Source organism: Metapseudomonas boanensis (assembly GCF_018704125.1).
Classification (GTDB): Bacteria; Pseudomonadota; Gammaproteobacteria; order Pseudomonadales; family Pseudomonadaceae; genus Metapseudomonas; species Metapseudomonas boanensis.
Window position 1 is genome coordinate 61,482 of the sequence record NZ_JAGTIS010000017.1, and the last position, 13,791, is coordinate 75,272.

General features: G+C 60.7%; 16 protein-coding genes. 2 read left to right on the forward strand and 14 right to left on the reverse strand.

The window, feature by feature from the left end:
- Positions 1 to 10: 10 nt before the first annotated feature.
- From zapE to pcaQ, 4 genes are all read right to left on the reverse strand, one after another.
- Positions 11 to 1,123 carry a cell division protein ZapE gene (gene zapE / locus J7302_RS22630; RefSeq protein ID WP_215380009.1) on the reverse strand — a complete coding sequence of 371 codons (1,113 nt, stop codon included), beginning with the start codon at positions 1,121 to 1,123 and terminating at the stop codon, positions 11 to 13.
- The gene (gene pcaG / locus J7302_RS22635) at positions 1,113 to 1,718 is read right to left on the reverse strand and encodes a protocatechuate 3,4-dioxygenase subunit alpha (RefSeq protein ID WP_215380011.1); all 606 of its coding nucleotides are present in this window, start codon (positions 1,716 to 1,718) and stop codon (positions 1,113 to 1,115) included. The genes zapE and pcaG overlap by 11 nt, the downstream gene beginning before the upstream one ends.
- A gap of 12 nt (positions 1,719 to 1,730) precedes the next feature.
- A complete protein-coding gene (pcaH, locus tag J7302_RS22640) occupies positions 1,731 to 2,450 on the reverse strand; it encodes a protocatechuate 3,4-dioxygenase subunit beta (RefSeq protein ID WP_215380014.1) in 720 nt (239 codons plus the stop codon).
- A 124-nt stretch (positions 2,451 to 2,574) separates the two neighbouring features.
- The gene (gene pcaQ / locus J7302_RS22645; RefSeq protein WP_215380016.1) at positions 2,575 to 3,504 is read right to left on the reverse strand and encodes a pca operon transcription factor PcaQ; all 930 of its coding nucleotides are present in this window, start codon (positions 3,502 to 3,504) and stop codon (positions 2,575 to 2,577) included.
- 229 nt (positions 3,505 to 3,733) lie between these two features.
- Between pcaQ and J7302_RS22650 the strand changes: the two genes are divergently transcribed.
- Complete coding sequence (locus J7302_RS22650; protein ID WP_215380078.1) at positions 3,734 to 5,071, forward strand: sigma-54 dependent transcriptional regulator; 1,338 nt, start codon at positions 3,734 to 3,736, stop codon at positions 5,069 to 5,071.
- Positions 5,072 to 5,117: 46 nt separating this feature from the next.
- Here J7302_RS22650 and J7302_RS22655 read toward each other — a convergent pair whose 3' ends face one another.
- From J7302_RS22655 to J7302_RS22695, 10 genes are all read right to left on the reverse strand, one after another.
- A complete protein-coding gene (locus tag J7302_RS22655) occupies positions 5,118 to 6,371 on the reverse strand; it encodes a hypothetical protein (protein ID WP_215380018.1) in 1,254 nt (417 codons plus the stop codon).
- Between the two features lie 41 nt (positions 6,372 to 6,412).
- On the reverse strand, positions 6,413 to 7,144 hold the full coding sequence (locus J7302_RS22660; protein ID WP_215380021.1) for a hypothetical protein: 732 nt from the start codon (positions 7,142 to 7,144) through the stop codon (positions 6,413 to 6,415).
- Between the two features lie 36 nt (positions 7,145 to 7,180).
- A complete protein-coding gene (locus J7302_RS22665) occupies positions 7,181 to 7,876 on the reverse strand; it encodes a C39 family peptidase (RefSeq protein ID WP_215380023.1) in 696 nt (231 codons plus the stop codon).
- A gap of 67 nt (positions 7,877 to 7,943) precedes the next feature.
- Entirely contained in the window at positions 7,944 to 8,738 is a 795-nt protein-coding gene (locus tag J7302_RS22670) for a heme utilization protein (protein WP_215380026.1), read from the reverse strand.
- A gap of 49 nt (positions 8,739 to 8,787) precedes the next feature.
- A complete protein-coding gene (locus tag J7302_RS22675; RefSeq protein WP_215380028.1) occupies positions 8,788 to 9,366 on the reverse strand; it encodes an adhesin in 579 nt (192 codons plus the stop codon).
- Position 9,367: 1 nt separating this feature from the next.
- A complete protein-coding gene (locus J7302_RS22680) occupies positions 9,368 to 9,808 on the reverse strand; it encodes a hypothetical protein (RefSeq protein WP_251702209.1) in 441 nt (146 codons plus the stop codon).
- 439 nt (positions 9,809 to 10,247) lie between these two features.
- On the reverse strand, positions 10,248 to 10,487 hold the full coding sequence (locus J7302_RS27175) for a DUF7709 family protein (protein WP_455429745.1): 240 nt from the start codon (positions 10,485 to 10,487) through the stop codon (positions 10,248 to 10,250).
- Positions 10,488 to 10,550: 63 nt separating this feature from the next.
- Positions 10,551 to 10,814, reverse strand: coding sequence for a hypothetical protein (locus J7302_RS22685; RefSeq protein ID WP_215380030.1), 264 nt, complete (start codon positions 10,812 to 10,814; stop codon positions 10,551 to 10,553).
- 373 nt (positions 10,815 to 11,187) lie between these two features.
- Complete coding sequence (locus J7302_RS22690) at positions 11,188 to 12,567, reverse strand: aldehyde dehydrogenase family protein (RefSeq protein ID WP_215380032.1); 1,380 nt, start codon at positions 12,565 to 12,567, stop codon at positions 11,188 to 11,190.
- 115 nt (positions 12,568 to 12,682) lie between these two features.
- On the reverse strand, positions 12,683 to 13,138 hold the full coding sequence (locus J7302_RS22695) for a hypothetical protein (RefSeq protein ID WP_215380035.1): 456 nt from the start codon (positions 13,136 to 13,138) through the stop codon (positions 12,683 to 12,685).
- Positions 13,139 to 13,464: 326 nt separating this feature from the next.
- Between J7302_RS22695 and J7302_RS22700 the strand changes: the two genes are divergently transcribed.
- Entirely contained in the window at positions 13,465 to 13,770 is a 306-nt protein-coding gene (locus tag J7302_RS22700; RefSeq protein WP_394359108.1) for a BufA1 family periplasmic bufferin-type metallophore, read from the forward strand.
- The last annotated feature ends 21 nt before the right edge of the window (positions 13,771 to 13,791 follow it).

Below are 13,791 nucleotides of genomic sequence, written 5' to 3' on the forward strand. Positions count from 1 at the left end.
CTCGACGTTTCTATCGGATAACAGAGTGTCCATTCATCGCGGGCCTCACCTGGCTGAGCTGCTGCAGGCGACTGTGGGTGCGCGAGAAATCCATATGGGGCGTGTCACGGCATAGCTCGGCCAGGCTCGCTTCGCTGCCGAGCTGCAAGCGCAGACCACTGTCGTAGGCGATATCGACGAGGTTGACGAAGCGTTGCTGGACATCGATCGGTTCCTCGCCAAGGCACGGTACAGCGCTGACGGCCAGGTGGCGGAACTGCTGGCTGAGCCAGAGGAAGTCGGCACTGGAGTGCGGCCTGCGGCACAGCTCATCGAAGGCCAGCCAGGCACATTGCCCTTCCTGGGCCAGCAGGTGCATCGGATGCTGGTTGACCATCAGAGGCACGTCACGCAAGGCCTCAGACGTCAGGCCGAGAAGGCGTTCGAACTCACCCTCGACGAAGTTGGAAATCGGCCAGCAGTGGCGGCCCCAGTCCTCCAATATGCTTGCGCGTTGCCGATAGTCCTCGCCCGCGTCCAGCTCCAGCACGTCGAAGCGTTTCTCGATCAGCGCGATGGCCGGTTTGAAGCGCTCGCGATACAGCGGGTTGGGGCATAGGCCATCAGGGTGGTAATTGGAGGTGCAAACCACGCCCGTCCCCTCCTCCACCATCACCTTGAGCAGCCGTCCAAGTAGCACGGCATCGCCAATGTCGTGGACGTGGAATTCATCGAAGCACAGCAAGCGTGCCTCGCCTGCCAGCTCTCGCGCAGCCAGGGCGAGCGGGTCCGGTTGGCCGGCATGGGCCCGCATACGCACTTGCAGCTCCGCAAGGAAGCCGTGGAAATGCACACGACGCTTGTCCTTGAGCGGTACTGCAGCGAAGAACGCATCCATCACGAAACTCTTGCCGCGCCCCACGCCCCCCCACAGATAAACCCCCGCAGCCGTTCGCCGCAGCCAGCTTTTGCGTCCTGCCAGAAACGCCTCGAGCCATTGCCCGAGATGGGCAATGGCAGCGCGTTGCGCTGTATCGGCCCGATAACCTCGGGCCTCCAGCAGCACGTCGAAGTGTCGCCCGATACGCTGATCGACCGGTTCGATCAGCGTATCCCGAGAGGGTTCTTCAATCCTAGAAGTCAAAGAACACGGTCTCGCCTTCTCCCTGGATACGGATGTCGAAGCGATAGGCCAGCTTGCCGTCCACCTCGCATCGTTTAGCCACCAGCGTTTCGCGACGTTGCGGCTGCTCGATCAGGTTGAGCACCGGGTCCTTGGCGTTGGCCTCGGCTTCATCCTCGAAGTAGACGCGCGTCTGCAGCTGGATGTTGATGCCGCGGGCGAACAGCGAGATGTTGATGTGTGGCGCCATCGGCACGCCAGCGGCGTTGTTCACCACGCCAGGCTTGACGGTCTTCAGGGTCCATTCGCCGGCATCGAAGGTAGTGGCGGTACGACCGAAACAGTTGAACGGCTTCTCAACATCGAAGGCCCGGTCGTAGAGGCCTTCATGGTTGGCCTGCCAGAACTCCAGGAAGGAGTCACGCACCAGGTGGCCATTGCCGTCGTAGACGTGGCCTATCAGCAGGATGTGCTGGCCCGGCGCATCGGCCTTGGCCATTTCGTTCCAGATTTCCTGTTCACGGGTCGGGTTACCGGCGGCCGCCAGGGCCAAGCCGATGTGGACGTAGGGGCCGGCAGTCTGCGAAGGGGTTTCCGGCAGCAGTTCGATAGGCATGCGCGTGGCTCCTCAGCGGTTTTCGAAGTGGGTCTTGCGCTGGCCGCGCAGGACGATGTCAAAGCGATATGCCAGGCAATCCATGGGATTGGCCATGCTCATGTCGAGCTTGGCGATAAGCGTCTGCACTGCATCCGGATTAGCGATCGACTTGACGATCGGGCACATCGGGATCAACGGGTCGCCCTCGAAATAGAGCTGAGTGATCAGCTTGGTGGAGATTGACGGGCCGCTGATGGAAAAATGGATGTGCGCTGGACGCCAGTCGTTCGGACCGTTACGCCAGGGGTAAGGGCCGGGCTTGATGGTGCGGAAGCAGTAGTTGCCTTCGCTATCGGTCAGGGCACGGCCGACGCCGCCGAAGTTCGGATCCAGAGGTGCCAGATAGCGGTCGTTCTTGTGGCGGTAGCGGCCGCCAGCGTTGGCTTGCCACATTTCCACCAGGGTGTGCGGGATCGGCTTGCCGTACTGATCGAAGACCCGACCGGAGACAATGATGCGCTCGCCGATGGGCAGTCCGCCGTTGTTGAAGTTGAGCAGCAGGTCGTTGTCGTGCTCGCCCATCTTCAGGTGGGAGAAATCCGGGCCAGTAGCTTCCGAGATCGACTGCGGAATGCTCACCAGCGCCTGACGCGGGGAACGGGCGACCGATGTCTTGTAGTCGGGCGTGAAGGCTTTCGGATGCCAGTTTCGGTCACGGGTGACGAAACGGCTGTTTTCCGCATCGGACATCAGGGCTTCCTCTTGTTGGAGTAGTGGAGCGGCTCAGCTACAGGGCAGCGAACCGTGGACCTAGTCTCGTCCAATCGAGGAAAGCAGAAAACTGAAAAGATGCCGCCAACCCATAACCAAATGGTTATGGAAGTCGCCCCTCACGGTAGTCGGCCGCCGCGTCGCGCAGCACCTCGACGCACCACTGCGCGGCAAGTGATAGCGGCAGCGAGGCATTGCTGCAGATACCCACCGAACCACCCGGTTCCTGCAGGCCGAGGTCCAGTTCGGCCAACTCGCCGCTGCGCAGGTCCAGGCGGACGGCATCCATGGGCGCAATCCACACGGCATCGCTGCTCATCACGTAGCGCCGGCTTAGCGTCAGCGAGAGGGTTTCCAGACGCTGGCGCGGCGGGCTGATCCCGCTTTGCACGAACAGGCTGTCGGCATGCTTGCGAATAGTGGTGCCGGCCAGCGGCAATACCAGCGGGTAGCCTTCCAGCGAGCGGCCTTCACGACCCTGCGCCAGCAACGGGTGGTCTGGTCGGACCACCAAGGTCATGGACTCGCTGTACAGGTGCTCGAAGGTGAGACCTTGTATCTCCGGGCTCTCAGTCATGCGCCCAACGACAAGGTCCAGCTCCCCGACCCGCAACTGCGACAACAGGTAGGCGCTCGGGCCGGTGAGCACGCTGACAACCAGCGCCGGATGGCGCTCATGGAGCCTGCGCACCACCTCGGGCACCAGCAGCCCCTCCACGGTCGAGAGCACGCCCAGTCGCACCATGCCGGCGGCATACTCGCCCTCCCGCAAGCTGTTCACCCCGTCACGCAAGGCCTGCACGCATGGCCCGGCATAGCGCATGAAGGCCAGACCTGCTTCGGTCAGGCTGACACCGCTTTTGCTGCGGTCGAACAAGCTGGCGTCGAGAAGATCCTCGAGTTCCTTGAGCGTCTTGGAAATGGCCGGCTGACTCACCGCCATCTGGTCAGCGGCCCGTGCCAGGCTGCCCTGGCGGGCAACCTCGAGGAAACACAACAGGTGACGGAACTTGATGCGGGTATCGATGTTCACCAGAGGCCTCGGTGGGGTGTTTTCCGGCACTTCACGGCACGTTTCGACAAAAGGTTTTGTCCTTTATCCATACAAACTGTCTGGAATAGGGTCTAACAGCCAATACTGGCACGCTAATTTCAACTGACCAATGGCGCAACGGCTTTGACAGACATTGCTAGCTTTCAACGTACTTGCGCCAACATCTTGTTTTAGTTGGACATCCAGAACGTGGCGCCAAGGACTGGTTATGTTCGATTCTGTTGGTACTGCCGTCAGACGTCTATTGGTAGTCGACCCTTGCAAAGACTGCGAAGCGTTGTTGCCTTTGTTGAGCAACAACGGTTGGGACGTGGAAAGCTGCGCACTGCAGCATGCCATTGAACAGGTGTGCGATGTAGGTTTGCTTCGGCTGCAGATTCAGCATTTGAAGCGACCGGAATCAGTCAAGCAACTGATTCGGAACAGCGGCACGGAATGGATTGCCGTTGTCAGCCCGGACACTTTGCGTTCGAAGGAAATTGGGGACTTTATCGGTGAGTGGTTCTTCGACTTTCACACCCTCCCCTTCGATACCCCAAGGCTGCAATGCGTCCTGGGACGAGCCTTCGGCATGGCCCGCCTGCGCGGACGCATGGCCAGGGCCTCGACAGGAGCGAGACACGACCAACTGGTTGGCCATAGTCCGTCGATAATTCAATTGCGCAAACTGGTGACCAAGCTTGCACAGACCGACTCCGCCATTCTGGTTCGCGGTGAAAGCGGAACCGGCAAGGAGCTGGTGGCCAAGGCCCTGCACCAGCAATCGCGTCGTAGTGAGGGCCCATTCGTGGCGATCAACTGCGGCGCCATTTCCGAAAGCCTGATCCAGTCCGAACTGTTCGGCCATGAAAAAGGAGCATTCACCGGAGCGCACCAGCGCAAGATAGGTCGCCTGGAATCTGCCAATGGCGGCACATTGTTTCTCGACGAGATCGGTGACCTGCCGTTGGAGATGCAAGCCAATCTTCTGCGTTTCCTCCAGGAGAAAACCATCGAGCGGGTTGGGGGCAATGCCCCCATTGAGGTCGATGTGCGTGTGATTGCCGCGACTCATGTCGACCTCGAGAGCGCCGTTGCCGAGGGCCGATTCCGCGAGGACCTGTATTATCGGCTGAACGTCCTCCAGATCCAGGCCACTCCACTCCGCGAGCGAAAGCAGGATATCCCGCTCCTGGCGGATCACTTCGCCGACTTCTATGCAAATGAGGTCGGGCGGCGCCCACGTGATTTCAGTGCTGCGGCCATCGCCTCGATGGTTGCCCATGGCTGGCCGGGTAATGTGCGCGAACTCGCCAACCGAGTCCGGCGTGCGCAGGTCCTCGCCGAAGGGCGGCAGGTTGGGCCGATAGATCTGGGCCTGGAGGTTGAAGTTGCGAGGTTCGAGACCTGTGGAGGGACCCTGAATGACTATCTGTGCCGCGCCGAGCGGCAAGCACTGGAAGACGTGATGTCAGTGCATACAACAAACATGAGCAGGGCCGCCCGGGCGCTTGGTATTTCGCGGCCCACTTTTTATCGGCTCCTGCACAAGCACGGCATCATCTAGCCCACACCTGCGATAGGCATAGCCTACCGCAGGGCGCCGTTACACGTCAGAAGTAGTACGGGAACTTGAGGCTTAAGGAAAAATCCGGCGCATCCGGCGTAAGCCCGATCGACAGGTTGGGAACCACAGTCAGATCATCGCTGGCAGCGTAAGTCATCCCGATGTTGAAGTAGGCCGCATTCGCGTCGCTTCCGGTCACTGTCTGCCAACCTTGGCCATCCGGCTTGATACGGCTTTCCTGGCTGACAAGCTCGGAAAAGGACATCGACAGGCTGGCCCGCTCGTTCAGCGCAAAGGCGATGCCCATGCCGAACTGGAACCAGTTACCCAGTTCTACCTTGCCGGGCACCTTCACGCCGCGTTGCGCACTGATGTCGTCGAAGTCCTCTTCAAGGTTGTAGGTGTACGAGAGGTTGCCGAACACCACTGCTGGGTCCATCGTCTTGACTAGTGCAATGCCTGGGGTAACCGACCACACACCATTGCCAGTAGGCAAATCCTCCGGCACGTTGAGGTTGTTGTTGCCCGGTACTGGGTCGATCTTGATGCCGTAGGGCTCCTCCCCGGTAGGTGCCTTGACCCGCAGGCTGAATACCGCATCAGGGACACCCGGCGACTCATCGAGGAACTTGTAGGAAATCCCTGCACTGACGTCGCCTAGCCGTGGGTCACCCGTGACAGTCGCCTCACTGATCTCCGAGGTGGATCCACCGGCGCCAGATGACTGATAGGTGGTCTCGCGGTAGATCCAGGGCGTGTTGACATCCAACTGCCATCGCTGCGCCCAGTTGTAGCGGGCGGTCAGATCGAAGGTGTAGGTGTCGGCGTTGATCTGGTCGACCCCCAGGTTACCGAGGAAGATCGCATCCAGTGCGAGGAAGCCATTGAGGAACAGCTGGCGGGAATCGTAATGGCTGTAGGTGATGCCGGGCTCGATGCTGAAGGTGCCGTTGCCAAAGAAGCCACTGGCCTCCTGATAAAGATCCTCGACGCTGGCCGGCGGCTCGGCGCTGTCCTTGAGTGCTGTCCCATAACCGGTGCCACCTGTCGATGCAGCGCTGCCACCCGCCTGGGCTACCTGGGATGCCGGCGCGGCCTTCGTTGCTGCACCCCGAGCCTCCACCTGACGCAATCGTTGTTCCAGAATCATCAATGCGTTTTGCTGGGCCTCATAACGTTGCTTGAGCGCTTGCAACTCCTGCAACAATGCTTGTACTTCCGGCGATTCTTGAGCGATGGCCAAAGGGACGGTAAGGGAGAATGCCAACGGCGCAACGACAAAACGACAAAGTGGTCGCATGGCGAACATCCTTGTGATTGGTTTGATGAACCCTGCCTCGGTCAATAACCGCCTTGGCGCAGGGACCTGAGCTGTTCCAGACAATTGGTCATGTTCACGTTGCGGGTGTTGTCGCGCAGCGCCACATTCAGCTCGGCAAGATTGCGTACCGTATTCAATGAGCCACCGATGTTGGCGTGCTGCGCCACGCCTCCGCCGCCGATCTGTTGGGTGCTGATGCCCTGGCCGTTCGCTGCCTGCAGGGCTATCTGCAGCCCTCCATTGGCAGTACTGACCTGCACCGCACCTGCGGAGTTGCTGAAACTTTCGGAGCCAGTAAATGCCTGCCCCACCGGGGTTGCCTGTAAAGCGCCTCCGGTACTGACGCTGACGTTGACGTCGTTCAGTCCGTTATTGAAATCCCCTGCAGTGCGTACGCTCTGGACGATGCCTTGCACGGTGTTCAGACCCGCACCGCCGATGACCTGGCCCGTCCCGGCGGTGACCACGCCAGCTGCCCCGGCCTGGTTGATCATGTTGACCGTCAGCGACGGCTGCGACTGGCCACTTGCGACATTGAGTGCCACCTGCGCACCCACGATCTGGCCAGAGCCGTTCTGCCACGACGAACTCATCACGACACCGAAGCTGATAATGCGGTCTGGCAAAACGTAGCGCCCGCGTAGCTGCGCCAGTTCGGCGTCGCTAAGCTCGACAGGATCGAACAGGCTTCCTGCTGTCACAGGAAGGCTCGCGAGCATCAAGGTGGCCATCCACCAGGATTTTCTGTTCATGATCATCTCCCGGAGTTGCAGCCCTCTGGCGAGCGCCTAGAAGAAGTCGCTCTGGATGAAGCCGAACTCCATCAGCTCCGCATCCTTGACAGGGCGAAAGCCATCGATTCGCTGTTTGGCGGTCAACTGCTCAGGTGGCGATAGCAGCTTATTGTTCCGGTTGTAGCCGGGCCCTATCAGGGCGAAAACGATGCCATTCCAGCCCTTGGCGAACTCATCGAGCGGCATCTTCTTGTGGCCCAACACGGGATCGCCCACATAGGCCGAGCCCTTGAACACCCGCTGCAGCACGACAAAGTGTTTGTAGCCGCGCACGTCCAGCAACACGATGCTCGGCACCTTGAGGCTTTCCAGCTTGTCTGCGGTGATGCGGTAACCCCGCGCGCGCAGCCCCAGCGTTTCGGCATAGCGCTTCATGTCGAGCATGGAAAAGCCCTGGGTTCGAACCGTCTCCGCGTTGGCATTGGCCAGCATGCCCTTGATCACATCCTCTTCCTGGAGGTTCCAACCGTAGGCAGCATTGAGCACCGTGCCCAGGGCAGCGGCTCCGCAGCTGAAGTCGGTTTGCTGTTCGAGCAGGTTCAGGAACCGACGCTCGCGCATGCTCACCACCTGCTTGTATGCAATGGCGCCATTGGGCAGCGCAGCGAAGCGGATCTCGGCGGCATGGCCCACCATCGGAAATGGGGCCAGAAAACAGGCCAGCAAAAGCATCAGGGATATCCGACGCATGGGGCCTCCGACTCGACAATGGATGGCGGCCGGGACGCGCCCGGCCCCACCCTTCAGCAAGTTGCCGTTACCGTGCGATGCACGCGTTGCAGCCTGCGGCGATCGCCAGGCTGTTGCTCTGCTGGTTACCACCGCCAGCAGCAATGTTGACGCCAACGTTACCCGACACGTCGTTCAAGGACCCTTGCAGGGTGGCGTTGTTGACCACTGGCGTCTGCGGCTTGTCGTGGTGAGGCGGCCACCAGCCAAAACCACTGGCGACAGTGGTCATTTCCGGGCCGACCTCGTAGACATCACCCACTTTGTTGTCGGTGTAGTTGTTATTGGATTCCTGCGAGACATTGACGTCGGCGCTGGCGGTAAAGGCTTTTTCCGAAGAGGCGACGGCCATGTCGTTCTTCTGCTGGTTGAAGTTGCCGGCTGCGACGTTGATGCCTACGTTGCCCTGAGTACCGTTGGCCGAGTCGACGACGGTAGCGTTGTTCTGGGTGGCATCGTTGTACAGGTCGTTGTCATGCGCCTTCTGGGTAACCTCGATACTGGCGTTGGCTTCCAGGCCAGCACCGTGACCGAATACGAAGAAGGCATCAGCGGTAGCAATGGCCGCGGCGTTGGCCTGTTGGTTGTTGTCGCCTGCCACAACGTTGGCGCCGATGTTGCCAGTGGCGTTGTCCAACGAACCCTCAATGGTCGCCGTGTTCTTGGTGGCCTCGTTATCAACGTCGTTGTAGTAGTTTTCCTGGGTGTCCTTGACCGTTGCCGAGGCGCCATCGTGATGGCGATACCCCTCGGCCATGACGCCAGTGGAGAGCGCGACTGCCATGGCGAATGCCAGGGGTTTGAGGATCATTTCAACTTTCATGGTGAAATCTCCTTGCGGATTAGTGTTAAGCGCTTGTGGTGCTCCAGGGTCATTCCACGACCCTTATGCTCAGGTTGTTGGCCGTTCTATTGCCAACCCCGGCACTCTGGTTCAGCTGCACGACGCCACGACTGCCGGCAAATGCGTCGTCATCGATTTCAACGACGCGCTCGCCATGCTCAGACGCAGCTGCTCCTGAGACTGATGTCCGGGCGGCGGTCTGCGATAGAACGCTGTCGTCCAGACTTTCCGGTGCAGCGCCTACCGAGATGCTGAGAGCGTTGCTGTGCTGGTTTGCCGCACCGGCGCTTTGATTGATTCCCAGGACGCCACTTCCCTGGCTGAAGGACGGCCCTGTGATTCGTGCACTGGCGTCAACGCTGGTGGCAGGAGTGGTCGTCTGGCCGAGCGACTGCTGTACCCGCGTCGTCGCGTCCGTCCCATGGCCAACGCTGATTGCGCGACTGTTCGCTTGCTGGTGATTGAAACCAGTCGCCTGGTTGAGGCTGAAGTTGCCGTTGTATCCCTGCCCGCTGTTGCGTACATCCGCACCGGCTTGGGTGTGCTGCTGATCGGCCAGCAGCAAAGGGCTGGCGATCAACGCCAGGACTCCTATCAGCAGGCGCATGTCATCGCCCTCCCAGGGACTGCAACGGGCGCAGCCCCTGCTGGATGCTTTGATTGACCTGGCTTGAGATCGAACGACCAGCACCGCCACCTGTGTGGGTTGCGCCGACGCCGGGGAGAGACTGATGCCCCGGATTGCCGCTCATGGCAGGATTGTTGACGACCTGTGCCTGGATGGTCCGGTCCGGCAGCGCCATGCCAGTGGAAACATTGGCGAAATCGCCATCGGTCATCTCAACTGTGGTGGAACTGGTGATGGCCCCCGGATTCACCACCCGCGGATTGGGATCCGGCACCAGCGGCGCGCGAGTTGCCGTGCGGGATTGAACATCACGCTGGATGATGACATCGCCATCAGCAGCCAAAGAGGTCTGGAACGGAACAGCAAACACAAGCAGCAACGCAAAACGCACCGTGCCGGCAGTAAAGACTGAATAGTCCATGACGCATCGCTCCTGAAAGCTGCTGCTTCCAGCAGCGGCAATCAAGTGGGGCACAGCCCATGCCATTTCAGTACTTATCTATACAAAACAATCGCTTATGCAAAATATTTAAAGCTATCCCGACAGGTTCTGTAAGCGAGGCGAGACAACCCGCGTAGGTTTTCCGCTGCCTGGCAGGCTGACAGTCCTTGCGCGCCAAGGGGCGCAAGGGCTACCGACAGATTGTTTCTGAGCCGAGACAGCCTGCCAGCATCCGTCGAAACTGTTTCATGGCCGCAACAGGTATCCCGTTCATCCATCAACCATTTGTAATGGTCGGTGCCCAGACAAATGCATCGACTCAGCACTGTTCGGACTCATCTCCACAGAGAAAGGTCTTGGCTTCGACGCCGACAAAACGGCTCTAGGAGCGGGGAGAGCAGTTCGAACAGGCCCACTTTCAGCAAGTTCGGCACGGCTGCTTCCAGATCGCGTGCCACCTCACCGCGCTCACACTGGTCTTGGCGGGCACGTTCTGCAGCATTGCAGCTGCAATGCCGGTCTGGACCTTGCTGCGATCTTTCAGGGCGACAGCCGGCAACGACTCACCTGCTGCAGAGATCTTGCTGTTGATATGGAAGAGACCAGGGTGCTGGCCGGGGATCGTGATGGCAGGCTCGTTGCTGGATGAATACGCCACCTCGGCACCCCCTTCATGCGGGGGCGCCTGTCAGTCAAACAAGGGCTGGAGCTGCGCTGAGGGCTAGGCGGTCTTTGCCTGGAACAACTCACGCCCCTGATCCAGGCTCTGGTCCACCAGCCATTTACCATGAGCAATGGAAGCGCGCTGGGCGTTTTCCAGCTCAGACAGGAAGGCAAGCTTGAGCGGCAACGAGATACGCCGCGTGGTGCGGCCGTCCGGGCCGGTGATATGACAGCCGCCCGCCCAGGGTGTGGGAATGCCGGGATGCTCGACGATATCGGTGGTAATGGTGTAGTTGCGGTGGACGCACTGCAGGGTGCTCATGGGGTCTACCTCTTTGTTGAAAGGCCAGCCTCGGATGCTTCTAAGCGTGAAACTTCCTGAGAGCCTGGCGCAGCTTTTCCAACTGAAGGTCGGCACACGCCTCCTCTTCCTTCCTCTCCGGATATAGCACAGGGGGTGCGGCGGCCGATGACAACCGACGAAAGGCCATTCCACATTGGAAAACTGCGTCCGGGTTCAGCAGTAGGTGCGCCATGCACATCCAGTACGGATGCTTTCAAGAAGTGATTTCCATGCGGCGCCAACATCTGGTGCGCAGGGCGCACCCTGCGGACCAAGCCATGCTCCGGAATGAACAACACCCTGCGTTATCGGCAGGGTGTCGTTTGGGAAGCGCGTGCTGCGGGTTCAGTCTTTAGCTGCGATCACGCCAGATAGTCTTCACGTTGAGGAACTCGCGCAGGCCGAAGTGTGACAGCTCGCGACCGTAGCCGCTCTTCTTCACGCCACCGATTGGCACGCGCGGGTCGGAGGCGGTGAACCCGTTGATGAAGACCGCGCCGCTGACAATACGCCGCGCCAGGCGCTGGGCCTTCTCAGCGTCAGTGCTCCACAGTGCGCCACCGAGGCCGAACTCGCTGTCGTTGGCCAGTTCGATGGCATGGTCCGCATCACGGGCAACGATCAGGGAGGCCACCGGGCCGAAGATTTCCTGGCGGAACGAGGTCATCTCTGGGGTTACGTCCGTGAGAACGGTCGGTGCGTAGTAGTTGCCGGCTCCTTCGAGCTTCTCGCCGCCGATCAGCAGGCGAGCGCCCTGCTCCAGGGTCGCCTGAACCTGACCGTCCAACTCGTCGCGCAGATCGAAGCGCGCCATGGGGCCAACGTAAGTTTCCGGGTCTTGCGGGTCGCCGATCTTCAGCGCCTTGACGGCCTCGACGAAGCGTGCGGTGAAGGCCTCGGCGATCGGTGCCTCGAGGATGATCCGCTTGGCGGCGATGCATATCTGTCCGGCGTTCTGGAAGCGGCTGGTGACAGCAGCTTTGACCGCCTCATCCAGGTTGGCGTCAGCCAGCACGATGAACGGATCGGAACCACCCAGTTCCAGCACGCACTTCTTCAACGCGGCGCCCGCCTGTGCGGCAATGGCGGCACCAGCGCCCACGCTGCCGGTGACCGCAACCATGGCGATACGCGAATCCGCGATGGCCTTGGAGGCCAGGTCCGGAGTCACGTTGATCACCTCGAATGTGCCTTCCGGCAGGCCGCTCTGCGCCCAGGCGTCGGCCAGCAGGTGAGCGCAGCCCATGACGTTCGGCGCGTGCTTGAGCACGTAGCCGTTACCGCCGAACAGGATCGGCACCGCACCGCGCATGACCTGCCACACCGGGAAGTTCCACGGCATCACAGCCAGCACCGGGCCGAGCGGTTCATAGATGACCCAAGCCTTGTCTTCCTCGACCAGGGTTGCTTCGTCGGCCAGCATTGCCGGGCCATGCTCGGCGTACCACTCGCACAGCCGAGCGCACTTCTCGATCTCGCCGCGGGACTGGCTGATGGGCATGCCCATCTCGCTGGCGGTCATCCGTGCCATGGTTTCGGCATTGGCGCGCAGGGTGGCCGCCATGCGCAGCAGGACCTCGACACGAGCCGCTACCGGCACCTGGCTCCATTGCTGGAAGCCACGCTGGGCGCTAGCCAGACTGGCCTCGAGAGCGGCGGCGTCCTGGAAGGGGTACCGGGCAAGTTCCTCGCCAGTGGCGGGGTTGATGGAAATGGCTGCAGGCTGGGTCATAGTGTCCTCGGTGCACGGTTCTTGTTCATTCGTGCAGCGACACTAAGGCAGACCCGAATTCACGTAAAACGAATAATCGAGAAAGAATTCTTCACAAAAACAGAACGGCTCGATTTTACCGCGCCACGTGCACAGGAGCGGGAGGATCAGGCACTCGCGTCAGCGGCCAGCTCCCGTATTCCAGCGTGCGAGCTGCCGGTGGCTCCGTGGTTACGACATAAACCCGTCGCTCATCGCCGTGATGCAAGAGCAGGCACTGCAACGCCTTGCCGTCTTCGACCACGAACCATCTGGCTTCGCCGTCACGGGTGAACTCCATGAAACGCACCACCGGCGACAGCACAGGGGTCGGCGCATAGGCGCTCCAGGCTTCCTCCATCTGGCTGCCCTCTACCACCCAGCCGGTGGCCGGCAATTGCCCTCTTTCCTCACTCCTGCGCCCCCAGGGAATCCAGACCACCCCGCGCGTCGGATCATGGATAGGAAGGGCAGCGTCCAGGTCCGGGTAACTGACCCGTTGCCTGGAGCCTGCACTGGTGTAGAGCCCGCTGATCTCCACTGCGCGACACATGGCTGCCTCCGCCTGCTGAATCACGACCATTCCCCGCCGCGCGTGCGCGCGCCCAGCAGCCTGAGTGTCGTAAGGGACGCAGAAGAATCAAGCAGACCTCCCACCGTCCGGGACAGGAGGGCCAAGCGCGCGACGAAACGCTTGATGAAAAATTTCCTGCCGCGCTGTAACAGGCACAAGGCAACCGAGTCATTTAATCCGTGGGCGCTGTTCCCGGGCTGGACCAACGGCCGTGACTACACTGGGAACACCTATGACTTTGCAGCCTCCGGACATACGCCGGTTCTCTGATACCACCCACACACCCCGAAACGGAGATGACCACAATGAAAACCACCAATACCGTTACCGCCGCTACCCTAGCCCTTGCACTGGGCACCGCTATCAGCCTCTCCATGGCCCCTTTGAGCGTCCAGGCCGCCGACAACGAAAAATGTTTTGGCGTGGCCATGAAAGGCAAGAACGACTGCGCCGCCGGCCCCGGCACCAGCTGCGCCGGTACCTCCAAGGTCGATTATCAGGGCAACTCGTGGAAGTACGTCCCGGCCGGGACCTGCGAGAAAACCGCATCGCCTAGCTCGCCCACCGGCTACGGCCAACTCAAGGCCTTCAAAGAGAAGACTGCCGGCTAATCGAACGGGCCAGGAGCGCTG

What these genes read in the sequence shown, in the direction of transcription:
- pcaG (WP_215380011.1), bottom strand. Translation starts at nt 1,718, where the DNA reads ATGCCTATCGAACTGCTGCCGGAAACCCCTTCGCAGACTGCCGGCCCC.
- pcaH (WP_215380014.1), bottom strand. Translation starts at nt 2,450, where the DNA reads ATGTCCGATGCGGAAAACAGCCGTTTCGTCACCCGTGACCGAAACTGG.
- J7302_RS22650 (WP_215380078.1), top strand. Translation starts at nt 3,734, where the DNA reads ATGTTCGATTCTGTTGGTACTGCCGTCAGACGTCTATTGGTAGTCGAC.
- J7302_RS22655 (WP_215380018.1), bottom strand. Translation starts at nt 6,371, where the DNA reads ATGCGACCACTTTGTCGTTTTGTCGTTGCGCCGTTGGCATTCTCCCTT.
- J7302_RS22660 (WP_215380021.1), bottom strand. Translation starts at nt 7,144, where the DNA reads ATGAACAGAAAATCCTGGTGGATGGCCACCTTGATGCTCGCGAGCCTT.
- J7302_RS22665 (WP_215380023.1), bottom strand. Translation starts at nt 7,876, where the DNA reads ATGCGTCGGATATCCCTGATGCTTTTGCTGGCCTGTTTTCTGGCCCCA.
- J7302_RS22670 (WP_215380026.1), bottom strand. Translation starts at nt 8,738, where the DNA reads ATGAAAGTTGAAATGATCCTCAAACCCCTGGCATTCGCCATGGCAGTC.
- J7302_RS22675 (WP_215380028.1), bottom strand. Translation starts at nt 9,366, where the DNA reads ATGCGCCTGCTGATAGGAGTCCTGGCGTTGATCGCCAGCCCTTTGCTG.
- J7302_RS22680 (WP_251702209.1), bottom strand. Translation starts at nt 9,808, where the DNA reads ATGGACTATTCAGTCTTTACTGCCGGCACGGTGCGTTTTGCGTTGCTG.
- J7302_RS22685 (WP_215380030.1), bottom strand. Translation starts at nt 10,814, where the DNA reads ATGAGCACCCTGCAGTGCGTCCACCGCAACTACACCATTACCACCGAT.
- J7302_RS22690 (WP_215380032.1), bottom strand. Translation starts at nt 12,567, where the DNA reads ATGACCCAGCCTGCAGCCATTTCCATCAACCCCGCCACTGGCGAGGAA.
- J7302_RS22695 (WP_215380035.1), bottom strand. Translation starts at nt 13,138, where the DNA reads ATGTGTCGCGCAGTGGAGATCAGCGGGCTCTACACCAGTGCAGGCTCC.
- J7302_RS22700 (WP_394359108.1), top strand. Translation starts at nt 13,465, where the DNA reads ATGAAAACCACCAATACCGTTACCGCCGCTACCCTAGCCCTTGCACTG.